The sequence below is a fragment of the Chryseobacterium viscerum genome, assembly GCF_025949665.1.
Classification (GTDB): Bacteria; Bacteroidota; Bacteroidia; order Flavobacteriales; family Weeksellaceae; genus Chryseobacterium; species Chryseobacterium viscerum_A.
Window position 1 is genome coordinate 132,945 of the sequence record NZ_JAPDFT010000004.1, and the last position, 22,984, is coordinate 155,928.

The 22,984-nt window shown below is 36.5% G+C and carries 20 protein-coding genes; 11 read left to right on the top strand and 9 right to left on the bottom strand.

Annotated elements, in window-relative coordinates:
• From OL225_RS19250 to OL225_RS19280, 7 genes are all read right to left on the bottom strand, one after another.
• Window positions 1-1,134 (bottom strand): glycosyltransferase, encoded by a 1,134-nt coding sequence (locus OL225_RS19250; protein ID WP_264519268.1) that lies wholly within the window; start codon window positions 1,132-1,134, stop codon window positions 1-3.
• 97 nt (window positions 1,135-1,231) lie between these two features.
• Complete coding sequence (locus tag OL225_RS19255; protein WP_047377322.1) at window positions 1,232-1,720, bottom strand: hypothetical protein; 489 nt, start codon at window positions 1,718-1,720, stop codon at window positions 1,232-1,234.
• A gap of 110 nt (window positions 1,721-1,830) precedes the next feature.
• Entirely contained in the window at window positions 1,831-2,967 is a 1,137-nt protein-coding gene (locus OL225_RS19260) for a hypothetical protein (RefSeq protein WP_264519269.1), read from the bottom strand.
• A gap of 20 nt (window positions 2,968-2,987) precedes the next feature.
• Entirely contained in the window at window positions 2,988-3,773 is a 786-nt protein-coding gene (locus OL225_RS19265) for a (Fe-S)-binding protein (protein WP_264519270.1), read from the bottom strand.
• Window positions 3,774-3,860: 87 nt separating this feature from the next.
• Entirely contained in the window at window positions 3,861-5,198 is a 1,338-nt protein-coding gene (locus OL225_RS19270; RefSeq protein ID WP_264519271.1) for a (Fe-S)-binding protein, read from the bottom strand.
• A gap of 8 nt (window positions 5,199-5,206) precedes the next feature.
• On the bottom strand, window positions 5,207-6,157 hold the full coding sequence (locus OL225_RS19275) for an MlaD family protein (RefSeq protein WP_047377318.1): 951 nt from the start codon (window positions 6,155-6,157) through the stop codon (window positions 5,207-5,209).
• Window positions 6,158-6,286: 129 nt separating this feature from the next.
• Window positions 6,287-8,440, bottom strand: a complete 2,154-nt coding sequence (locus OL225_RS19280) for a peptidylprolyl isomerase (protein ID WP_264519272.1) — start codon at window positions 8,438-8,440, stop codon at window positions 6,287-6,289.
• Window positions 8,441-8,700: 260 nt separating this feature from the next.
• Between OL225_RS19280 and lon the strand changes: the two genes are divergently transcribed.
• Both lon and OL225_RS19290 read left to right on the top strand, forming a co-directional pair.
• A complete protein-coding gene (gene lon, locus OL225_RS19285; RefSeq protein WP_047377316.1) occupies window positions 8,701-11,106 on the top strand; it encodes an endopeptidase La in 2,406 nt (801 codons plus the stop codon).
• Window positions 11,107-11,311: 205 nt separating this feature from the next.
• Complete coding sequence (locus OL225_RS19290) at window positions 11,312-12,424, top strand: AI-2E family transporter (protein WP_047377315.1); 1,113 nt, start codon at window positions 11,312-11,314, stop codon at window positions 12,422-12,424.
• A 125-nt stretch (window positions 12,425-12,549) separates the two neighbouring features.
• Here the strand turns inward: OL225_RS19290 and OL225_RS19295 are convergent, their stop codons facing one another.
• Window positions 12,550-12,798, bottom strand: coding sequence for a bacteriocin-like protein (locus OL225_RS19295; protein WP_264519273.1), 249 nt, complete (start codon window positions 12,796-12,798; stop codon window positions 12,550-12,552).
• A gap of 154 nt (window positions 12,799-12,952) precedes the next feature.
• On the opposite strand from OL225_RS19295, the gene OL225_RS19300 reads away from it, so the two are divergent.
• The gene (locus tag OL225_RS19300) at window positions 12,953-13,330 is read left to right on the top strand and encodes a DoxX family protein (RefSeq protein WP_047377312.1); all 378 of its coding nucleotides are present in this window, start codon (window positions 12,953-12,955) and stop codon (window positions 13,328-13,330) included.
• Between the two features lie 110 nt (window positions 13,331-13,440).
• Here the strand turns inward: OL225_RS19300 and OL225_RS19305 are convergent, their stop codons facing one another.
• Window positions 13,441-14,799 carry an acyl-CoA dehydrogenase family protein gene (locus OL225_RS19305; protein ID WP_047377311.1) on the bottom strand — a complete coding sequence of 453 codons (1,359 nt, stop codon included), beginning with the start codon at window positions 14,797-14,799 and terminating at the stop codon, window positions 13,441-13,443.
• Between the two features lie 208 nt (window positions 14,800-15,007).
• Here OL225_RS19305 and OL225_RS19310 point away from each other — a divergent pair, with 208 nt between their 5' ends.
• From OL225_RS19310 to OL225_RS19345, 8 genes are all read left to right on the top strand, one after another.
• Window positions 15,008-15,919, top strand: a complete 912-nt coding sequence (locus OL225_RS19310; RefSeq protein WP_047377310.1) for a DUF4349 domain-containing protein — start codon at window positions 15,008-15,010, stop codon at window positions 15,917-15,919.
• A 158-nt stretch (window positions 15,920-16,077) separates the two neighbouring features.
• A complete protein-coding gene (locus OL225_RS19315; protein ID WP_264519274.1) occupies window positions 16,078-16,953 on the top strand; it encodes a TraB/GumN family protein in 876 nt (291 codons plus the stop codon).
• 24 nt (window positions 16,954-16,977) lie between these two features.
• A complete protein-coding gene (locus OL225_RS19320) occupies window positions 16,978-17,487 on the top strand; it encodes an RNA polymerase sigma factor (RefSeq protein WP_047377309.1) in 510 nt (169 codons plus the stop codon).
• Window positions 17,477-18,082 carry a hypothetical protein gene (locus OL225_RS19325; RefSeq protein ID WP_264519275.1) on the top strand — a complete coding sequence of 202 codons (606 nt, stop codon included), beginning with the start codon at window positions 17,477-17,479 and terminating at the stop codon, window positions 18,080-18,082. The genes OL225_RS19320 and OL225_RS19325 overlap by 11 nt, the downstream gene beginning before the upstream one ends.
• Before the next feature lie 206 nt (window positions 18,083-18,288).
• Window positions 18,289-19,929 carry a glucose-6-phosphate isomerase gene (gene pgi / locus OL225_RS19330; protein ID WP_047377307.1) on the top strand — a complete coding sequence of 547 codons (1,641 nt, stop codon included), beginning with the start codon at window positions 18,289-18,291 and terminating at the stop codon, window positions 19,927-19,929.
• Between the two features lie 47 nt (window positions 19,930-19,976).
• Window positions 19,977-20,861 carry a bifunctional 5,10-methylenetetrahydrofolate dehydrogenase/5,10-methenyltetrahydrofolate cyclohydrolase gene (locus tag OL225_RS19335; protein ID WP_047377306.1) on the top strand — a complete coding sequence of 295 codons (885 nt, stop codon included), beginning with the start codon at window positions 19,977-19,979 and terminating at the stop codon, window positions 20,859-20,861.
• A 7-nt stretch (window positions 20,862-20,868) separates the two neighbouring features.
• Window positions 20,869-21,498 (top strand): 7-carboxy-7-deazaguanine synthase QueE, encoded by a 630-nt coding sequence (locus tag OL225_RS19340; protein WP_047377305.1) that lies wholly within the window; start codon window positions 20,869-20,871, stop codon window positions 21,496-21,498.
• Window positions 21,499-21,598: 100 nt separating this feature from the next.
• Entirely contained in the window at window positions 21,599-22,912 is a 1,314-nt protein-coding gene (locus tag OL225_RS19345; protein WP_264519336.1) for an exopolysaccharide biosynthesis polyprenyl glycosylphosphotransferase, read from the top strand.
• Window positions 22,913-22,984 lie beyond the last annotated feature (72 nt).

The following is a 22,984-nucleotide window of genomic DNA, read 5'->3' on the forward strand; positions in this document are numbered from 1 at the left end:
TTATTTATCAATAGATCTTTTTACAAAATCAACAAAAGACTCTTTTATCATACTCCAGTTATATTTTCCTTCAAATTCTTTCCGGGCATTGAGAGCATGCAAACGATACAGCTCCGGATTTCTTACATAATTGAGGATAACTTCTGAAATGGCATCAGCATTCTGTGGATCTACCAGACTACCAAATGAAAGCGAACCCAAATGTTTTCGGATTCCCTTCAGGTTTGAATAGATCACGGGCTTTCCTGCTCCCATAAAGTAAAACAATTTTATTGGCAGTGAATGATCGTTTTCAAAATTAATTTCCCGAAGATCAAAACATATATCAGCATCTGCAAATGCTTCTGTAAACCGCTCAAAAGCCGTAGATTTTCTGATCTCGATATTATCAAAAGAATATTTCTTTAGTAATGTTGAAAAATAGAGTTCATCATTTCTCTGTACTGTCGATCCGATAATCAGAATACTGATATCAAGAGCAGGAGCTTTTTGGCGAAGCTGATCTATAGCATTAAAGAAGTTTTCAATTCCTTTATCTTTAGAAATCTGACCTGTATAGCATAAAGTGATAGTATTAGGCTCAAGACTTTTGATATTTTCACTGATATAAACAGGGTCCGGATAATAAGGAAGAATCATCTGTTTTTTAAAGTAAAAAAAATATGCTAAAGGAAACTTTTTGGTAGTTTCACCAAAAATAAGATGAGTGCTTAAAAATCCTGCATACCACTGAATAAGAGAAAACTTAACTGCCTGGAAGATTTTTGCCGGAAATCGGTACCTGCCAAGCATTGACATAGAAGGATACCATTCCGTAACATCATAGATACAGCCTGCATGATATTCTTTTACAAATTTCTTTGATGCCGCCACAGCAAGAGGTTCGGAACAAATAATAGTCTGGGGTTTAAAATGATCACAAACCTTACGGAACGTTTCTATTTTCTTTTCTATACTTTCTTCCAGAATGGCATAGGACTCTATTTCAACTCCGTCAATAACACCTTTATATTCTGCATATAAACTGCATATTTTTACTTCATACCCATTATCTCTAAGAGCTTTTGCCTGATGATAAAAAATACGGTCATCATTATAGCTGTGGGATGTCGTTAAAAAAAGTACTTTAGGCATTAGTCTTACTCGAATCTATGCAAAGATACATTAAAACAAAAAAGTGAGAAACAGGTTCCCACTTTATGATTATTCGCCTAAATTAGCTTAATAGCGATTATTTTACAGAAGCCGCCCAGCTTTTCTCCAAAGGAAGAAGGAAGTGGCTCAAAAAGTCAAGGTAAGTGTTTTTTGAGAAGTCAAAAACCTGAATATCGTCTGAAAGTTCTCCGTTTCTCAACTTCGTTTTAAAATCAATCAGCTTTAAAGTTTTCACTTCACCATTTTCTACAAAACTAGCTTTCATTCTGTCAAAAAGCCCCAACTGATATTCTTCATCAATTTCTCTCATGATCTTTCCTAAAGCATCAATGCTGCATCCTGAAGCCATTTCTTTTTCTTCATCTACACATACTACAATAAACTGATTCTTTTCAATTTTAAATGAAGAAGAAAGCGGCTTTCCGTGAGCTGCCCATGTAGCAAGGAAATCAAACAGTTTTTCGGTAATCGCTTTTGCTTCTTTCGTTTCAAAAGGTCTTGAAGCCGGATATATAATGACTCTGTAGTCGTTGGTTTCTACAATATTAGATTCTTCGATTTTCATAATGTAAGTATTTATTTTTCAAGGAACTGTGCAATCACTTTCAATTCTGATTCTTGAACAGAATGTTACTGTAATCGTGATTTCAAACCCTTATCATTTTAAAGACAAAATTACGCAATTTTCTCGAGTTTGAGATCATTGTATTTTTTACTCAGCACATAGAGCATCATAATGAAAAGCGGAAAAATAAACGGAAAGAAGAACCTTAATGCAGCCGGTTGTGGAAAGAAAAAGAATTTGATGTACACATTCGCCAGAAAAAGTACTGAAATCATCCTTACCCATGCATCTTTGGAACGCCAAAATACTACTGCAATCATGATGCTTACAGACAAGGTCACTTTTTTGAAGTAGATAATTTTGATATAAATAATGCTTAGATAATCTTTTAAGCTGACTTCGATGGGATGTGTTGAAATAATAGCCCTTCTCTCGATAAAAGTATCATAAAAGACGTCTTTCCAACCGGGATAATGATAAAATTTAATGATCGCCAGATACATCACTAAAAGTACTGTGCCTTGTGCAATAAGGGAAGCATCAATTTTCTTTTCTCTGAAGTAGTAAAATAAGAAAACAGCAATAATATAAGTGAGGGTAAATGTAATATAGTCCGGACGTATAAAAGTGATTGCAAACAAAAGCACAAACATGCCCCATTTGCTCCATTTTTTGATCAACCCAATAATAAAGATCAGGATAAACTGAAAAATAAACATATCCGGGGTGGGAGTTCTGGACATATGCGCCATTGGTGGCAAAAGCATGGCGGCAACCGTTAGTCCTATTGCAACCCAGTATTTCTTCGGAAACAGGAGCTTTAGAATATAAAATAATAATAATCCTGAAAAGAAGTAAGAAATAAGACTTGTAAACAGAACGGCCATTGGGGATGAAAGTCCAAGCTTATAAAAAATAGTGATTACAAAAATATACCCTACTTTGATTTGAAAATAGGGTAATTGTTCTGTAAAAGATTGTGTATTTTTTACGAAATACTGCCTTGGAATATCCCACTGCTTTATTCCGATTATGTCTGTATAATGGTCTGCAGGAGCCTCTTTCTTTATTTCATCATAGGTGATGATTCGAACTTTATCCGGTGAATTCGGAAATTCAGAAGTATACATACACCCTAAATAACCCGGCATATCCCAGTCATATACTCTATTTTGGTAATTCCAGAATGTAAGAGCAGCAAGTATTGAAATTATAAACAAAAAGGAGAGTCTCCATTCTACCTTCATAAACCTGTATAAGATTACAATTATAAATCTTCTGCTTCAGCAAGAAGTTCAACGATATCTTTTACGGCAACTTCGGTATTTTTGTTAAAATGTTTTACACCATCTGTCATCATGGTATTACAGAAAGGGCATCCTGTAGCAATTACCTTTGGTTCAAAAGATAAAGCTTCCTCTGTTCTTTCGATATTGATGTCTTTATTTCCTTTTTCAGGCTCTTTAAACATCTGTGCTCCTCCTGCTCCACAGCATAGACCGTTGGTCTTGCAACGTTTCATTTCTACAAGCTCTGCATCCAGCTTCTCAAGCAAAATTCTCGGAGCTTCATATTCGTCATTGGCACGTCCGAGGTAACAAGGATCATGGAAAGTGATTTTTTTCCCTTTGAATGCTCCTCCTTCTATTTTCAGTCTTCCTTCTTCCATTAAGGTTTTAAGGAATTGAGTATGGTGTACTACATCAAAGTGACCACCTAAGCTTGGATATTCATTTTTCAGGGTATTGAAACAGTGTGGACAAGCTGTTACGATTTTCTTTACTTCGTAAGCGTTCAGCACTTCAATATTCGTAAGGGCCATCATCTGGAAAACGAATTCGTTTCCTGCTCTTTTTGCAGGGTCTCCGGTACAGCTTTCTTCCTGTCCCAAAACGGCAAACTCTACCCCTATTTTATTTAATATCTTGCAAAATGCTTTTGTAATTTTTTTAGCACGGTCATCAAAGCTTCCCGCACATCCAACCCAAAATAAAACTTCCGGGGCTTTTCCTTCGGCAGCATATTCTGCCATTGTTTTTATATTGAAATCCATTTCTTTTCAATTTGAAAATGTGAGAATTTGGAAATTTGAAATGATGCAGATCTGTATCAATTTCAAATTTTCAAATTGATTAATTATCTAGTTTTCCGATGCCCAGTTCAGACGGTCAGCCTGATTATACTGCCAAGGGGCTGCATTGTTTTCCACATTGGTCATCATCAGATTCAGTTCCTGTGGAGCAGCAGACTGTTCCATCACCAGGAATCTTCTCATTTCAAAAATAATGGAAAGTGGATCAAGCAATACCGGACAAGCATCTGTACATGCATTACATGTTGTACAAGCCCAAAGTTCTTCTTTTGTAATATAATCGTTTAGTAGTTTTTTACCATCATCAACGAATTTTCCGTTTTTATCAATGTTTCTTCCTACTTCTTCAAGCCTGTCTCTTGTCTTCATCAGGATGAGTCTCGGAGAAAGTTTTTTACCGGTAATATTTGCCGGACAAACGGAAGTGCAACGTCCGCATTCTGTACATGAATAAGCGTTAAGCAGCTGTACCTGATTCAGGTCAAAGATATCCTCAGCACCAAATTTAGAAGGTACATCAGCATCAGCTCCTTCAGCCGGTGCAGCATAAGGATCTGCATTAGGATCCATCATTAATTTGATCTCCTTCGTTACAGACTCAAGATTATTGAATTTTCCTTTTTTATCAAGGTTTGCATACCATGTACTTGGAAATGCAAGGATAATATGCAAGTGTTTTGAGTAATAAAGATAGTTCATGAAGAAAAGGATTCCTACAAAATGAAACCACCAGGCTCCCTTCTCTGTAAAAATCAAAAATCCGCTATCAAAATTGAAGATTTCCAAAAAGGGAACCAATGTCATTTCACTAATCGGGAAGCTTCCATGTTCAGGAAAAACACCTCTTGATTGTAAAATAAAATCTGAAGCATTCATCATAAAGAAAGCCATCATCAGAGCGAATTCAATGATCAGAATCCAGTTTGCATCATTTTTCGGCCATCCGAAAAGTTCTTTCATTGTCAGCCTTTTCACTCCGTAAAAATTTCTACGAATAAAGAAAATGACAACACCAATCACTACCAAAAGTGCTAAAACTTCTAGTGTTGCAGTGAAGAAACTATAAAATGTATGTCCTAAAATGCTTGATAAGAAACGATGTGTCCCAAATATTCCATCAACAACAATTTCTATTAATTCGATATTAATAATCACAAAACCTACATATACAAAAAGGTGTAAAACTCCTGCAACAGGGCGTGCTGTCATTTTACTCTGTCCCATTGCTACACGAGCCATGGTTCCCCAACGTTCTCCTTTTCTGTCATTTCTGTTGATTTCGTGACCCAACCTGATATTTCTATAGATCTTTAGAAGGCTTTTGGCAAACAAACCAAATCCGGCCACTAATAAAATCAGGAAAATAATGTTACCGATGTACTGCATAAAGTGAATTAGTCTTTATTATTTTTACCGAAAACCGAGAAATTGATATATCTCTTCGGATTCGCTTTCATATCTTCAATTAATGTATTCAGATTGGAAGAAGCTGAGTTCAGATTATTGTAAAGCTGATCATCTTTCATCAGTTTGCCTAAACTTCCTTCTCCTTTATCTATTCCACCAATCACCTGATTCAATTTCCCTACCGTAGCATCCAAATTGGCGATAGTTGCATTCAACTGTTTAGTATCAATGCTCTGAGCCAGGTTTCCGTATTTATCCAGGGTAACTTTTCCGCTCTGCATCGTAAGGCTTGCATCATCCAATACTTTCTGCAATTTAGGGTCATTGTGTCCTACCAGGCTGTTTACACTTCCGGCAGTAGTCTGTAATGCTCCTACTGTTTTATTAAGATTGGATAATAAAGCTTTTATTTCAGCTCTGTTTTGAGCATCAACAAGCAGATTGGCATTAGCCATTAAAGAGTCTACTCTGTGCAGAACTACCTGCAGCTGATCTTTTACCGGACCTACCTGAGAAGAAAGACTTCCAAGCGTTCCCAGTTTGAAAGCACCTTTCAGAGTATCTCCGTCTTTAGCCGTCTGGCCTCCGTAGGCAAGGTTCACTCTCATTTCTTTACCGGACATTAATCCCGGTTCAAAGATTTCTAATGATGAATTTTTTGAGAATTCGAATTTGTTATCTACTGTAATTTTTACAACAAAATTAATTTTTCCGTCTTTTGAGGTCAGCGGAATAATTTTATCCACCTGCCCTACTTTCAACCCGTTGATAGAAACAGCCGAAGACTGCGCCAGGCCTTCTACGTTATCATATTTTGCGTAAAATATATTATCGGTAGTAAAAAGGCTTTTCCCTTTCATAAACTGAAACAACACCACAAAGCCTACAATAGCCAGAAGTGTGATCACACCAGCTTTTAATTCTTTACTGAACTTCACTTGCTAATTTTTTTCTAATAAGCAAATATAACACATTTTAAATAAATCTTTTCCAATATTGTTCTGCGTTAAATACAAAAAAAAGCGACAAAAAAATTTGTCGCTTTTTATATCATTGAAATGAATTTCTTATTGTTGCTGATTTCCAAGTTTACCCCAGATTTCAATTCTAAAATCTTCAATATCTGCATTGTCCTGAAGACTTTTCATCCAAGCCTGTCCGAACATTCCAGAACTTCTCTGAGTAAGAGACTCTGTAAATTGCTTAAGATCTCCAGGTTGTTTGTTTACCGTTTCTGATTTTTTGATCAAAACATAAACTCCTGTTCCTCCTTCAACCGGGTTAGAAAGCTTACCTTTTGCAACACCGAATGCCGCACCGGCAACTTTAGGTTCCATAGCACCCGCTACTGAAGGATTCAATAGATTTACCTGAGCAGACTGTTTTGGAGCTGCAAATAATTTAGCAACCTGATCCAGACTAGAAGCTTTCGCCGCTGTAATCTTATCAGAAATTTGTTTTGCCGCCAATTTATTTTTAACTACAACTTCGATCTGATCTCTTACAGATTCCGGATCAGCAAGACCTGCATCTTGTTTTCCGTTCAGATAAACTACAATTTTATCGCCTGTTCCATCTACAGTAAATAGTTCAGTATCTCCTTTAGTTCTTTTCTTATCGAAAGCCCAAGTAAGAATCTCTGCATCTTTTTCAGTACCTAAGCCCTGAATCTGACCTTCAAATCTTTTTGCCGCTTTTGGATTAGAGAACTGGTAATTTCCTTTTTTAGCAATATTCACGAAATCGTTGAAAGATTTCCCTTGAACCTGCTGAATGAATTTTCTTGATTTCTTGTCTGATTCAGCCTCAGTAGCATCTGAAGGTTTGATTGCTTTCACAAGGTTAGCAACTTTATACCCCATTGATCCTGATTTTTTATCTTCAATATTGATGATATGGTAACCGAACTGTGTTTCTACTACACCTGTAGCTCCTTTAGGATTGCTTGCAAGGTAAGCAAGGAATTCAGGAACGAAAGGTGTTTCAGGAGTTGTCCATCCTAAGCTTCCTCCTTGTGCTGCAGAATTCGGATCGCTTGAAAGCTTAAGGAATTCTGTAAATTTAGCAGGAGTAGCTTTTACAATAGCACCAATAGAGTCTGCCAATTTCTTAGCCTGCTCCTTAGTTCTTGTTACCCCTTCACCTGCAGGACTTCCTTTGAATGCAATAAGGATGTGTCTTGATAAAGTAGAATCTGAAGCTCTTTTACCTACAAGTTTAGAAACTACATAAACGTCTTGCTCTTTATAAGGACCAAAAGTCTGACCTATAGCTGCAGCTGTAATCTGATCTTTGATCGTTGGCGGCAATTGAGCAGGATTCATATACTGAGGATTGAATGGCGCATCAGAATTTGCCATTACAAACATAGAATCATTTTTCGTATTCTGGAAGTTTTCAGTACCTCCGCTTGCATCTGTACCTCCTGAATATAATTTTGTAATTTCTTTCAAGGTTGCTGCATCATCTGCGGCACTAGGTTTTGACGGAAAATATACAACACCGATATTTCTGCTTGGTTCAGCTTTGAACATTACAGGGTGCTGCTTGATATAATCTGCCAGATCCTGTGTTGTAACATTGATTTTTGTTTTCTGAAGATACGCTGCATAATCCACTTTCACAAAGTCGATATCAGCAAGCTGATCTCTCTGCTTCATCAATTCTTCTGCTTCTTTCTTACCGGTAGTGATACCTGCTGAAATATTGGTAAACACCTGTCTTGCCATCAGTCTGTACTCAATCGTCTTTTTAGTTTTCAACCATTGATTATACCCTTCAGGATTGGTGTTTTTTAATGTTTCAATTTCTTTTTTAAGCTCTTGAGTTTTAAAATTACCTTTCTCATCAAAGAACTGTTGATTTTGAGCAAACATCTGATCGTACTGGATTTGGTTCCAGAAATAATCATCAGTCATTTCAAAGCCTAGTTTCTCAAACTGTTGTTTGATAAGTTTAGATTGTACAAGTAACTGCCAAGCCTGCTCTTCAAGACCGCTTTTCGAACGTCCTTGCTGATCAGCCTGCTGCTGCAACACGAAAAGCTGATCATTGAACTCTTCGCGGGTGATTTTCTCACCATTTACTTTTCCTAAAACGTCAGGATTCTTACCAAAAACCTTGTCGATACTATCGGGGTTCACCAGGAACGCCAAAAGCGCTAAGGCTATTACTCCCATTAAAAGCCAAGGCTTACTCCTAATCTGTCCTAAAATTGCCATTTTATAAATTATAGTTTTTTATCAGTTTGCGAAAATACACATTTTTAAGAAATTACAGAAACAGAACTGCTTTATTTTGATTTTTAATGCAAAGTTTATCTAAAAAAGGAAATTTTGACCGTATTTTTAAGTAAAAAACAAATGGCATAAGTATTGTGCATTTTTAGAATATTATAATATGCCACACGTTTTCAGCGCATATTATAAAAAATCCCTTTAACGATAAAAAACGAAAATGACAATTTGTCATTCGATTGACTATGACAGAATTTGAAGATATTAGTTTAGAAGAAATGATCAGCGATGGATTTGATATCGTAGCTGAAGAAATCAATCTTTCCGACTTCGCAGAGACTGATAAAAATTCCGAACAGAAAATATTCCCGATACTTCCCGTAAGAAATATGGTTATGTTCCCTAATGTAGTAATTCCTATTACAGCAGGGAGAAAAAACTCTATACAGCTTCTTGAGGAAGCACAGAAGAACGGAGATTTCATTGGAATTGTAAGCCAGAAAAATTCGGATATGGAACAACCTTCCGAAAAAGATATTTATTCTACCGGTACATTGGCTAAGATCATTAAGATCATCAAGCTTCCGGAAGGCAATATTACAGCTATAACCAAAGGTTTCCACCGATTCAAGATTAAAAAAATCATTGAAAACCAACCTTATTTCCGGGCAGAAATATCAAAATTAAAAGATACACGTCCTAAAAATCAAGACGAATACGAGGCATTACTGGAAAACATCAAAGATCTTGCTTTAAAAATCATTGAACTGGATCCGAATATCCCTAATGCCGCAAATTTTGCGATCAAAAATATTACTAATAATGACGATCTTCTGAATTTCATCTGCACCAATGCTAATTTTTCTTCGATAGCAAAGCAAAAGCTTCTTGAAGAGAAAAATCTGATGACGAGAGCGAATCAATGCTACGAAATGATGCATGAAGATTTCAGAAAACTGGAACTGAGAAGTCAGATTCATCAGAAAACCTCCAAGGATCTTGACAAACAGCAGAGAGAATATTTTCTGAATCAACAGATCAGAACCATCCAGGAAGAATTGGGTGGTGGCCCCGAAAGTGATGTTGAAGATCTTATTGCTAAGGCTAAGACCAAAAAATGGAGTAAGGAAGTAGAGGAACATTTCCAGAAGGAAATCAGCAGACTGCAACGTCAGAATCCTAATTCTCCGGACTATAATGTACAGAGAAATTATCTGGATTTCTTTACGGATCTCCCTTGGGAAACTTATACAAAAGACGTTTTTGATATTGCAAAAGCAGAAAAAGTGCTTGACAAAGCTCACTTTGGGCTGGAAGATATCAAAAAAAGAATCCTGGAGCACATGGCTGTTTTAAAATTAAAAAACAACATGAAGTCTCCGATTCTACTGTTGGTAGGGCCTCCGGGGGTTGGTAAAACATCTTTAGGAAAGTCTATTGCAGATGCTCTAGGAAGAAAATACGTAAGATTATCATTAGGCGGCCTTCATGATGAGAGTGAAATCCGCGGACATAGAAAAACCTATATCGGTGCTATGGCGGGAAGAATTTTACAGTCTATCAAAAAATCCGGCACTTCAAACCCGGTAATTGTTCTTGATGAGATAGATAAAATCGGACAGGGTCTTCATGGGGATCCAAGTTCAGCATTGCTGGAGGTTCTTGATCCTGAACAAAATAAGTCTTTCTATGACAATTTCCTTGAGATGGGTTATGACCTGTCAAAAGTAATGTTTATTGCTACGGCCAATTCTCTTTCAACAATACAGACTCCTCTTTTAGACAGAACGGAGATCATTCAGATTGCCGGTTATACTTTGGAGGAAAAGATTGAGATTGCAAAAAGACACTTAATCAAGAAACAGCAGGAGGAAAATGGTCTGGATGCAAAATCATTCAAACTTGGAAATGCAGAACTTAAGCATATTATAGAAGCCCACACTTCGGAAAGCGGTGTAAGAACTCTGGAGAAAAGAATTGCTGCCGTTGGAAGATGGGTCGCTCTTCAGACGGCTTTGGTAAAAGAATATGATCCAAAAATTTCACTTGAAAAAGTAGATGAAATTCTGGGGGTTCCAAGACCAAAAAGCTTATCTGAAATCACTGGAGTTCCAGGGGTTGTAACAGGTCTTGCCTGGACAAGTGTAGGTGGAGATATTCTTTATATTGAAAGTATTCTAAGCAATGGAAAAGGTTCTTTGACAATGACCGGAAATCTTGGAACAGTGATGAAAGAATCTGCTACTATTGCTCTTGAATATATTAAGGCTAAGCATGACGAACTGGGAATTCCTCAGGAGGAACTGGACAAGAAAAATGTTCACGTACACGTTCCTGAAGGAGCAACTCCTAAGGATGGGCCATCTGCAGGTATTGCAATGCTTACTTCAATGGTTTCTTCTTTTAAAAATAAGAAGGTAAAACCTCACCTTGCGATGACCGGAGAAATCACCTTAAGAGGAAAAGTACTTCCTGTAGGAGGAATCAAAGAAAAACTTCTTGCCGCTACAAGAGCCGGAATTAAAGATGTTATCCTTTGTGAAGCCAACAGAAAAGATGTGGAAGAGATCAAAAAAGATTATTTAAAAGGTCTTAATGTACATTATGTAAGCAGAATGGAAGAAGTCATTGATATCGCCATTGAAGAATAAACAACTTTAACATATTAACTTCTCAATAAGGAAACACGTTCTGAGTATCAGAGCGTGTTTCTGTTTTATAAACAAATACATACTTTTCTTCATTACGTGGAATAAAATTTGATGCAATAGAATAAAATTCTGAGGATTGAATAAAAAAATTTTTCAATTCAGAGGGGTTTTCTTACTTTTATTCCACACTGCAGATTTTTAGATTATGAATTTTCTTCGACTTCCTTTCCTTGTCAAGCTTACGCTCGTTGTGATCTCCATCATTGGCCTTGGCTATCTTCTGGCATTAGGACAGAGTATTTTAGCTCCGTTTTTCCTTGCATTCCTTATGGCCATGCTGTTTTTGCCAGCGGCAACTTTCATGGAAAGAAAGTTAAGATTTCCAAGATCAATGTCCACAATGACCTCAGTGTTCATCATGTTGATCATTTTAGGTGGAATCATTTACTTTTTCACCAATCAGTTATCTGACTTCAGTAAGGATCTTCCTCATCTCAGTGAGCAGTTTACAACTGTTTTTAATGGTCTGCAGCATTGGGTTTCCAAAACATTCAATGTGAAAGTAGATGAGCAGGTAGATTATATCAACCAAGGACTGAATAAACTCCTGTCTTCTTCAGGGGCTATTTTAGGATTTACTTTTGGGATTTTCTCCACGGGATTCGGCTTTATTATATTTTTCACCCTGTTTTTTATCTTTATTTTAAATTACAGAAGGCTTTTAAATAACTTTATCGTTACCGTTTTCAACGAAAGACATAAATCAAGTGTACAGGAAGCTGTAAATGAGATTCGTATCATGACCAAGAAATACATCTTCGGGCTTTTTCTTCAGGTAATTATCGTATCCGTTCTTACTTCCACTCTTCTTACAATTCTGGGAGTGAAATACGCTATTCTTTTAGGGGTTCTTACTGGGTTATTAAACGTTATTCCATACCTTGGAATTTTTATTTCACTTTTAATTTCCTGTTTTATAGCTTTTGCAACTTCTACTCCTTCAACGTGTATTTATGTTGCTTTGGGATATATTGCCATTCACGCAGTAGACGGAAATATTGTTCTTCCATTTGTGGTCGGCTCCAAAGTAAAAATTAATGCTTTATTTTCTTTTATTGGTATTCTTTTAGGAGAGCATCTTTGGGGAATTGCAGGTATGTTCCTGTGTATTCCGGCGATTGCCATTATTAAGATTATTTGTGAAAGAGTAGACGATCTTAAACCTTGGGGAAGATTGCTTGGGGAAGAACCGGGACCTCATAAGAAGAAGAAAACTTATAAGATTTCCAAGAATATTACGCTGAAGGAGATGGACTGATCATGAATAATGAGTGATAAGTAATAGACAAAGGACAATAACTAATATAGTCCACCTTTGAATGCTTAAACTTTGGACTTTAAATAACAAAGACTGCCTTTTTCAAGACAGTCTTTTTATTTTTGTTATGAAAGAGGACACAAAGGACTTGTTCCATTTGGACAAGCATCTGTACATAGGATATAGTTCTGACTGTCCGGACAGTAACCATAAGTCGGGCCTCCGGGTTCTCCTCCAGGACCACCTAAACAAGGATCTCCCGGTGGAATTTTACATGGACATCCTATTGGGCCAATATCACATTTTCCAATACCTACTCCTCCCTGGATTTCTCTTAAATCCGTGCGGCTTAATTTTTTAAGATTTTTTTGCATGAGTTATTAGTTTTAATTTGCATTTCGAAGATATACAATAAAAATTACACAAAAGCACTAATTAACGTACATTAACAATTGATTTCATATTTTATGTTAAATCAAACTCAACATATCCTATTTTTATTTTACATTTGATATTAAATCATCAATCATGAAAATAATAAAATTCATTTTATGCTTACTTTTCGGGCTTATGTTTATTAATGCCGGATTAAACAAGTTTTTTAATTATATGCCCATGGAGAAACCCACTCCGGAGCAGATGAAACTTTTCGCAGCTTTTGGAGAAATCAGCTGGCTGATGCCATTAGTGGGTGTTGTAGAAATCATTGGTGGCTTATTATTCATTTTTCCAAAAACAAGAGCACTGGGAGCTATTGTTATTCTACCTGTCATGGTAGGAATTGTCACCCATGTGTTCACTATGGATAAATCTCCAATGGGAATGGGGATTGCCGGTGTGATGTTCCTGATCAATCTTTGGATGATTATTGACAACAAGGAAAAATATAAACATTTAGTTTCTTAAGGTTGCAGATAATAGGTTATAGGTTGCAGTTTTTATGGTGTTCAATTAAAATTTACTGTTGTTAATCAGTTTGAAAGACGCACTAAAAACTACAACCTATCATCTGCTCCCTATACGAAAGCACTGAAGCCTGTAATGGAGCGTCCTACAATTAATGAATTGATTTCTTTCGTTCCTTCATAGGAATAAATAGCTTCAGCATCGGCAACAAATCTGGCTACATCGTACTCCAGCAGAATTCCGTTTCCTCCCATCACCTCTCTTGCCCTGGAAACAATATCTCTTGTTCTGAGTGTACAGAAAACTTTAGCTAAAGAAGCATGTTCATCTTTTAAAATCCCTTCATCCTGCATTTCGGACAACCTGAAAACCATAGTTTGCATCGCAGTAAGATTTGACAGCATTTCTACCAGATGCCCCTGAATCATTTGAAACGAAGCAATAGGTCTTCCAAACTGCTCTCTTTTTCGGGTATAATCCAAAGCACTTTCATAAGCTCCGCGTGCGCAGCCTGTAGCCATCCAAGCTACTCCCGCCCTGGTCATTCTCAGTACTTTTCCGGTATCTTTAAAGGAATTGGCATTCTGCAAACGGTTTTCTTCAGTTACAAGGCAGTCTTTTAAAGTAATCAATCCATTCTGAACAATCCTTAAAGCCATTTTCCCCTTGATTTTTTCTACAGAATATCCAGGATTATCTTTTTCTACAATAAACCCCTTCACTTCACCACTGTCCAGATCTCTTGCCCAGATAATGATAAGATCTGCAAAAGTGGCATTCCCAATCCATTTTTTCTGACCATTCAAAACCCAGCCTTCCGGTGTTTTTTTACAGGTTACCGTAAGTCCGCCCGCAGCACCGGAACCCACTTCCGGCTCCGTAAGCCCAAAGGCTCCTATTTTTTCAAATTTCTGCATCTGTGGAAGCCATTTCTGCTTCTGCTCTTCAGATCCGCAGATATAGATAGAACCCATTGCCAGCCCGGATTGTACTCCGAAAAATGTAGCTATAGAGGCATCCACTCTTGCCATTTCCATCGCGATAACACCTTCCATCAGGAAAGGCATTCCGGGGCAGCCATAGCCCTCATAAGTAACACCGCAGATATCAAGCTTCTGGAATTTCGGAATCAATTCAAAAGGGAATTCGTCTCTGAGCCAATAATGATTCACCAGAGGTTTTACTTCTTTTTCCATAAAAGCTCTTACTTTAAGCTGAATTTCACGCTGTTCAGGAGTAAGGGTATGGTAGATATCATAAAAATCTCCATCAATAGGAGGTAGTTCTTTCTTTTTCTTTTCCGGATCAAGCATTTTCATGAGCCCGGAAAGCTGTTTATCATCCAGTTTTGAAAAATTATGCATCAGTTTTGAAAGATCCACCTTCTGAGAAATGGCACTCAACTGATCAAAATCTATGGATGTGAATAGTCCTATTACGTTTCTGATTTTGGAAAAGGTATTTGACATAGTGATAGATTGTAGTTTTGGTTTGTAAAAGATAAGCAAAAATTGCTCCGAAAGCAAAGCACCAGGTCCTGCTCTATTTTACAAAACACTTAATTTCAATCAATTAAAACATCATACTTTATTTACAAGCTTTTTACTTTTGATTTTCAAGCGTTACAAAAGATCCTGACTGAACTTTGACTTCAGGAAAACAATAAAAATCAACGCTATGAAAACGACTTACATTAAATTATCTCTATCTGCTGTTATTTTACTAGGTATTTATTCATGTAAAAAAGGCGAAGTTTCTTCAACAGATCTTGATGCCTATGCTACAACAGATTCAGCATCTGCTATTGTTTCAGACAGTATTTCATCTGTTGCAGATATGAAGGTAAAGGACAAACAGTTCATTAAGACCGCAGATGTGAATATGGAAGTAAAAGATGTGTATAATGCAACTGTTGCCATTGAAAAATCAGTACAGGAGCTTGGAGGATTTGTTACAAATAGCAATCTTCAGAGTAATGTGCTTTCTGAAAACACCTACAACACATCTAATGAAGAAGCTATGCTGATCAAGAAATATCAGACAGAGAACAGGATGCAAGTGCGTATTCCTACGGAAAAGCTCGGTGAACTTTTAACAGCAATCAATACAAATAAATTATTTCTTAATTCAAGATCCATCAATGCTGAGGATGTGACGGCCAACATCAAATATTCTGAACTGGAAGGAAAAAGAAATCAAAAAACTTCTGAAAATATCAGCAAACTGAAAACAAATAAAGATAAAATAACACTGGACAATGAAAATATGTCTGAAGGAAATCTTCAAAAACTGCAGAGTATGAATATGACAGACGATTTGAAATACAGCACGATTGACATCTACATCAAAGAACCTCAATTGCGCATTGCTGAAATTGCTGTTACCAACACAACAAGTATTGACAATAAGTATAAATACAATTTCATCTATGATGCTAAAGATGGTTTTGTATACGGATTCTATCTGATTCAGAGAATCATAGTAGCTCTTATCAATGTATGGCCACTTTTATTAATTGCTGCTGCAATCCTCTATTTTTTAAGAAAAAGAAAAATTTCAAAACCTGAACATTCAAAAATACAGGAATAAAAAACCATCCTAACCAATTGGTTATCATCATAATTTTAGATTTTACAGCCTCCTGTTTTCGGGAGGTTTTTATTTTTTTTTGAAAAAAAAACTGTAACGATTGTAATGCCTGCTTTACCTACTATTTAAAAGAAAAAAAAATCAAAAAAAATAATACTATGAAAAATTTAATAAAACTCGGAGCTGCAGTGTTATTATCACTGAATTCAATGACAACAAATGCTCAAAGTAAAAGTTCTGAAAAAGACAACAGCCTGCTTTGGGAAGTCTCAGGGAACGGTCTCTCTAAGCCTTCCTACATTACCGGAACTTTTCATATCTTATGCAGTAAAGATTTTGAAATAAAACCTAAAGTATTGAAAGCTCTTGAGAAATCTGAAAACTTTGTCATGGAAATCAATTATACAGATCCCGCTGAAATGATGTCACTGCAAAAAATGTTTACTGCAGATAAAAAAATATCTGATCAGCTTTCTTCTGATGAAGCTAAAGAATTGAATACTATTCTTGCCAATTATGGAACTGATCTGAAAAGCATAGATTCTTCAAGCCCTCAGGCGCTGTATGCTCTGCTTTCCACAAAGGCTATTCCATGTCCAAAGACTGAAATAAAACTTTACGAAATGGAACTTCTGCAGAAAGCAATAAAAGACAAGAAGAGCATCAGAGGATTGGAGAAAGTAGAGGACCAGATGAAGTCTATTAACAAAGCTTATGATCTGAAAAGCACCATCACCCAACTGAAAATGGATAAGGAATATGAAATATTATTCAGGCAGATGATCGAAGCTTTTAAAAATGAAAATGTACAATCTCTTTACAATCTTTTTAAGGATGAAAGATTTATGAATTCCCAACAGGAAAAAGCAATGCTGACTGACAGAAATCAAAACTGGGTAAAAATAATGCCGGAAATGATGAAAAAAGAAGGTTCCTTCTTTGCTGTCGGGGGATCTCATCTTATGGGTAAAAACGGAATTATTCCTCTTCTTCAGGCAAAAGGCTACACCGTAAAACCTGTATCAGGTTTATAACCATAACCAAACCACGAAAAGACTGTGAGCAATCCCACTGAAACTGCTTTTTTAAAGCTTGTCAACCAGCACAAAGGTATTTTATATAAAGCCTCGCGGATCTATGCAGATTCTATAGAAGACCGCGAAGACCTGCAGCAGGAGATTCTTATCCAGCTTTGGAAATCCTATCAGAATTTCAAAGGAAACAGTGAGTTTTCCACCTGGATGTATCGGGTTGCCATCAATACTGCGATTACGTATTTAAAAAAGGAAAAAAAGAGATCCAATAACCATACAGATGCTCCTTCCCATTTTGAAGTACAGCAGGAAGATTATAATCCCACAAAAGACAGACAACTGGAAATCTTCTATACTGCCGTTCAGGAACTAAACTCTTTAGAAAAAGCCGTCATATTTTATTTCATGGAAGGGATGTCACATAAAGAAATAGGAAATAATTTAGGTCTCAGCGAAGGCAATGCCCGCGTAAAACTCAACAGAACAAAAGAAAAAATACAGCAAATCATAAAAAAATCAGGCTATGAATTTTGATCAATTAAAAGAACGATGGAATAAAGAAGACAGCGACGTCCATATTCCTGATACCATAGAACAGTTAAAGGAAAGCAAACACCCTATAGAAAAGATTCAAAAGAATATGAAGAGAGAGTTTCCTATGCAGATTCTTGCTATTATTCTGATTGCTTTTTTTCCTCTTCAGTTTAAATTTCCATCTTCACAGTACATTATTTATTATGTGTCTTATACAATGATGGTAGTTATTTCATCTTACTACCTGTTAGGATTTTATAAATTCTATAAGCAGACGGAACTTTACACCGGAAACACCAAAAACAGCCTTTGGAAGATATACCATGAACTGCGCCTGAACATGGAACGATACCAGTCTTTCGGATTTTTATTACTCCCTCATTTTCTGGTAACAATAGGACTTGTCATTTATAACACAATGGAAGAGCAGGGAAAATCTTTGACAGAACTTACGGCTTCTCATCAGCAGGGATTAATCATCGCTGTACTGCTAGGGACTTTGGGAGTCATTACAAGTATCGTTCTATGGACAAAATATATCTATGGAGGAAGCGCCAAAAAACTGGAAAATATCCTGAACGAAATAGATGAATAAGATCTTAAATTCTTATCATAAAACACTTTTTATACAACCTCAGATGAACTCTGAGGTTTTGTTTTTTAAAAAAATGTTATTTATCGTCTTCAAATTTATCTGAGGTTTTATTTTTCCGTAAATTTGCAAATCAGAAATAAATCATTATGGATTATGAGCTATTTTCATCCAATACATGATTTTCTGAATGATAAAAATTCTGTAATATGCTATCAAAAATAAATCCAACACAAACTAACAGCTGGAAAGCACTTGATGAACACTTCGGTGGAAATGACTTTGACCTTAGAACCCTTTTTCATTACAATCCGAACCGTTTTAATGAGTTTTCCCTGCAAAAGGACAACTATCTTTTTGATTATTCTAAAAATTTAATTGATTCCAGAACAAAGGATCTTTTATTACAATTGGCTGAAGAAAGCCAGTTAAAAGATGCCATTTCAAGAATGTTCTCCGGCGATAAAATCAATGAAACAGAAGGAAGAGCTGTACTGCATACGGCATTAAGAGATTTCTCAGACCGTGAAATTCTTGTGGACGGAGAAAATATCAAACCACAGATCAAAAGAGTTCTTGATCACATGAAATCTTTTTCTGAAAAAATCATTTCAGGAGAGCATAAAGGCTTCAGTGGAAAAGAAATTACGGATGTAGTAAACATCGGTATCGGGGGATCAGATTTAGGTCCTGTAATGGTTTGTTCTGCTTTAAAGCATTTTAAAACAAGATTAAACGCTCACTTTGTTTCCAATGTGGACGGAAATCATATTGCAGAAGTGGTAAAAGATTTAAATCCTGAAACCACTTTATTCATCATTGCTTCCAAGACCTTTACGACTCAGGAAACAATGACCAATGCAAACTCAGCAAAGGACTGGTTCCTGAAGGCCGGAAAACAGGAAGATGTAGCGAAACATTTTGTTGCTCTATCTACTAATATTGAAGAAGTTAAGAAGTTCGGAATTGCTGAGGAAAATATTTTTGAGTTCTGGGACTGGGTAGGTGGAAGATATTCTCTATGGAGTGCGATCGGATTAAGCATCGTGCTTTCTGTAGGATATGAAAACTTTGAGCAGCTTCTAAGAGGTGCTTTTGATACTGACCAGCACTTCCAGACTGCAGATTTCTCGGAAAACATTCCTGTTTTAATGGGACTTCTGGGGATCTGGTATCGTAATTTCTATGCAGCAACCACGTATGCAATCTTACCTTATTCACAATATCTGGACAGGTTTGCAGCATATCTTCAACAGGGAGATATGGAAAGTAACGGAAAATGTGTAGACAGAAACGGAGAATTTGTAGAATATGAAACGGGGCCTATTATCTGGGGAGAGCCAGGTACAAATGGTCAGCACGCATTCTATCAATTGATCCATCAGGGAACTGAACTGATTCCGGCAGACTTTATTGCCTATACAAAAAGTCCGAACAAAGTTTCAGATCACCAGGATAAATTATTAGCTAACTTTTTCGCTCAGACTGAAGCACTTGCCTTCGGAAAGCTGGAAGAAGAGGTTGAAGAAGAGCTTAGAAATTCAGGAAAATCCGATGAAGAAATAGATAGACTAGTCAATTTCAAAGTCTTCCACGGAAACACACCTACTAATTCCATATTATTCAAAGAGTTAACTCCTTTTTCATTAGGTCAATTGATAGCTTTATATGAACACAAAATTTTTGTTCAGGGAGTAATCTGGAATATTTTCAGTTTTGACCAGTTTGGAGTGGAATTAGGAAAAGTATTAGCCAATAAGATTCTTCCAGAGCTTGAAAATAATGAAGCAATAAGCTCTCATGACAGCTCAACCAATGGATTGATTAATTACTATAAAGAAAACAAATAGTAAGTAAAAAGAAAGTAAAAGTAAATCTATAAAGTAAAAAAGTAAAAATGGCAGAAATTCTTGACGGACTTAAAGTATCCAAGGAAATTAAAGCAGAGATCAAGGTTGAAGTAGAAAAGATTCTCGCAAGCAAAAGAAGAGCACCGCATTTGGTAGCAATTCTTGTAGGAAATAATGGAGCAAGCAAAGCCTATGTAAACTCTAAAGTAAAAGACTGTGAGGAAGTAGGATTTCAATCCAGCTTAATCAAATTTCCAAGTACAGTTTCAGAATCTGAACTATTGGAAAAAATTGACGAGCTTAACAAATCTAAAGCAGTTGACGGATTTATCGTTCAGTTGCCTTTACCAGATCAAATTGATCAGGAAAAAATCATCAACGCTATTGATCCAAGAAAAGATGTGGATGGTTTCCACCCTGAAAACTTCGGAAAAATGGCTCTTGAAATGGATACTTTCTTACCGGCGACTCCTTTTGGTATTTTAACATTATTAGAAAGATATAATATTGAAACTAAAGGGAAAGACTGTGTCATTATCGGAAGAAGTAAAATTGTAGGAAGACCAATGAGTATTCTGATGGGAAGAAAAGATTTCCCTGGAAACTCTACCGTTACCCTTACACACTCATATACGAAAGACATTGAAGAATATACGAGAAAAGCAGACATCGTAATTACCGCTTTGGGAGATCCTCATTTCTTAAAAGGAGATATGATTAAAGAAGGAGCCGTAATTGTTGACGTGGGCATTACCAGAGTAGATAATGACTCTCCAAAAGGATATTACCTTGCAGGTGACGTAGATTTTGACAGCTGCGCAGAAAAAGCGAGCTGGATTACACCGGTACCTGGAGGAGTAGGCCCAATGACAAGAGCGATGTTAATGAAAAACACCATCATTGCTTACAAAACTTCGGTCTATAACGACTAATTTTAAGATGAATAAAGAAGAAGATATTTTATTAAAAGAAGGTAAAATGCTCCCTGTAATGGAGCATTTTTACACTTTACAGGGAGAAGGAGCGCACACAGGAAAAGCCGCTTATTTTATCAGACTGGGAGGTTGTGACGTAGGATGTCACTGGTGTGATGTAAAAGAAAGCTGGGATCCGGAACTCCATCCTCTGATGAATACAGTAGAAATTGCAGAAATGGCTGCAAAACATTGTAAAACAATTGTCCTAACGGGTGGTGAACCTCTAATGTGGAACTTAGAAGTACTGACTTCCAGATTGAAAGAACTGGGATGTACAGTACATATCGAAACTTCAGGAGCTTATCCTATGAGCGGACAGCTGGACTGGATCACCCTTTCGCCAAAGAAAACAGGACTGCCTAAAGAAGAAATCTATCAAAAAGCCCATGAGCTTAAAGTCATTATCTTCAACCAGCATGACTTTACGTTTGCACAGGAACAGGCTGCAAAAGTTTCTGAAAACTGTAAGCTTTATCTTCAGAGTGAATGGAGCAAAAGAGATGATATGTATCCTAAGATCACAGATTTTATCCTGGAACACCCGGAATGGCAGGCTTCAGTTCAGACTCATAAATATCTGAATATCCCGTAAAAAAGCTTAAATTAGCTGGGCTTATCCGCTATAATACCGATAGATGCAGAGAATTCGATACTCTAGATACCTGAAATCGATCATTATGTTGCTTGACCTCATGGTTATTGCATCTATCTTCATATTCTTTTTTATAAGCAGAAACGAAAGTTTAAAATACAATAAAGAAACCTGGTATCAGAATATTTTTTCTCTGATTCTGTTGTTTTTGTTCTGGGTGCTGTTGAGCGGTAGGACAAAAATATACAATATTCCGAGGAACCTTACTTATACTTTATTTCTTGAACGCCTTTTAATCCACTTCCTCTTTTTTATACTTGGCGTACTGCTTATAGGAAAGGTAAGTAAAAATGTATTTTTCAGTTCGGATATATACTGGCTCTCACTTTATCTTTTCATTTTCATCTTTCTTGTAAAATCACTAATTTATTTCGCGATCAAGTACTTACGATCACTTGGAGCTAATTACAGGAATGTCATGTTTTTAGGAGATAGCCACTCCACAGAGATCCTGAAAAACATTTTCACAGACCGTAAAGACTACGGATACAGAATATTTGAGTATGAAAACTCTGAGATCAATATTGATGAACTGGTTACTTTCTGGAAAAAAAACGGGATACACACTCTGTTTTTATCGATGGAAAATTCCTATGATGAATGGATTCAGAATGAGCTTTTCAAATTGGCAGAGGATAATAAGATTCATATTTCATTGATTCCCAGCATCACACAAAGCGATTTTTTCCTGTATGATCTTGGATATATACAAACCCAGCCGGTCCTTAATCAGGCAAGATATCCTTTGGATTATTATTCTAATTTCCTGATGAAAAGGACGTTTGATATTTTGTTTTCTGTTATAATACTGGTTTTTATCTGCTCCTGGGTATTTCCCATCATTGCGGTTTTAATCAAAGCAACCTCCAAAGGCCCGGTATTTTTCCTTCAGAAAAGATATGGTTTCCATGAAGAGGTATTCAATTGCTTTAAATTCAGAACAATGGTTGTGAATGATGAATCCACAACCAAAACCACATCGGTAAATGATGCAAGGATTACCAGAGTAGGTAAGTTTTTAAGAAAAACCAGTCTTGATGAACTTCCACAATTTATCAATGTACTGAAAGGAGAAATGTCTGTGGTAGGTCCGCGCCCTCATATGCTTTCCGTTGACAATTATTATAAACCAAAAATCGGAAGATACAGCTTAAGAAGTATGGTAAGCCCAGGTATCACAGGATTAGCACAGGTAAATGGACTGCGTGGTGACTTCGGGGATGTGGAAGTAGAAATGAAAAAACGAGTCCTGGCTGATGCTTTTTATGTAAGAAACTGGAGTTTTGTACTCGATCTGGTGATTATTTTAAAAACCGTTTTCCTGGTTATAGGTGGAGATAAAAACGCAAAATAAAGAACAGGACCAGACCAATATTGAAATAATTTTAACACAAAACCAGGCTTTAGTCTTGTTCTCGACTCTAGC

Coding starts and splice junctions, on each gene's coding strand:
- OL225_RS19300 (WP_047377312.1), top strand. CDS start 12,953: ATGAAAATAATAAAATTCATTTTATGCTTACTTTTCGGGCTTATGTTT.
- OL225_RS19310 (WP_047377310.1), top strand. CDS start 15,008: ATGAAAACGACTTACATTAAATTATCTCTATCTGCTGTTATTTTACTA.
- OL225_RS19335 (WP_047377306.1), top strand. CDS start 19,977: ATGGCAGAAATTCTTGACGGACTTAAAGTATCCAAGGAAATTAAAGCA.
- OL225_RS19305 (WP_047377311.1), bottom strand. CDS start 14,799: ATGTCAAATACCTTTTCCAAAATCAGAAACGTAATAGGACTATTCACA.
- OL225_RS19290 (WP_047377315.1), top strand. CDS start 11,312: ATGAATTTTCTTCGACTTCCTTTCCTTGTCAAGCTTACGCTCGTTGTG.
- OL225_RS19260 (WP_264519269.1), bottom strand. CDS start 2,967: ATGAAGGTAGAATGGAGACTCTCCTTTTTGTTTATAATTTCAATACTT.
- pgi (WP_047377307.1), top strand. CDS start 18,289: ATGCTATCAAAAATAAATCCAACACAAACTAACAGCTGGAAAGCACTT.
- OL225_RS19295 (WP_264519273.1), bottom strand. CDS start 12,798: ATGCAAAAAAATCTTAAAAAATTAAGCCGCACGGATTTAAGAGAAATC.
- OL225_RS19325 (WP_264519275.1), top strand. CDS start 17,477: ATGAATTTTGATCAATTAAAAGAACGATGGAATAAAGAAGACAGCGAC.
- OL225_RS19280 (WP_264519272.1), bottom strand. CDS start 8,440: ATGGCAATTTTAGGACAGATTAGGAGTAAGCCTTGGCTTTTAATGGGA.
- lon (WP_047377316.1), top strand. CDS start 8,701: ATGACAGAATTTGAAGATATTAGTTTAGAAGAAATGATCAGCGATGGA.
- OL225_RS19345 (WP_264519336.1), top strand. CDS start 21,599: ATGGTTATTGCATCTATCTTCATATTCTTTTTTATAAGCAGAAACGAA.
- OL225_RS19250 (WP_264519268.1), bottom strand. CDS start 1,134: ATGCCTAAAGTACTTTTTTTAACGACATCCCACAGCTATAATGATGAC.
- OL225_RS19265 (WP_264519270.1), bottom strand. CDS start 3,773: ATGGATTTCAATATAAAAACAATGGCAGAATATGCTGCCGAAGGAAAA.
- OL225_RS19315 (WP_264519274.1), top strand. CDS start 16,078: ATGAAAAATTTAATAAAACTCGGAGCTGCAGTGTTATTATCACTGAAT.
- OL225_RS19255 (WP_047377322.1), bottom strand. CDS start 1,720: ATGAAAATCGAAGAATCTAATATTGTAGAAACCAACGACTACAGAGTC.
- OL225_RS19270 (WP_264519271.1), bottom strand. CDS start 5,198: ATGCAGTACATCGGTAACATTATTTTCCTGATTTTATTAGTGGCCGGA.
- OL225_RS19340 (WP_047377305.1), top strand. CDS start 20,869: ATGAATAAAGAAGAAGATATTTTATTAAAAGAAGGTAAAATGCTCCCT.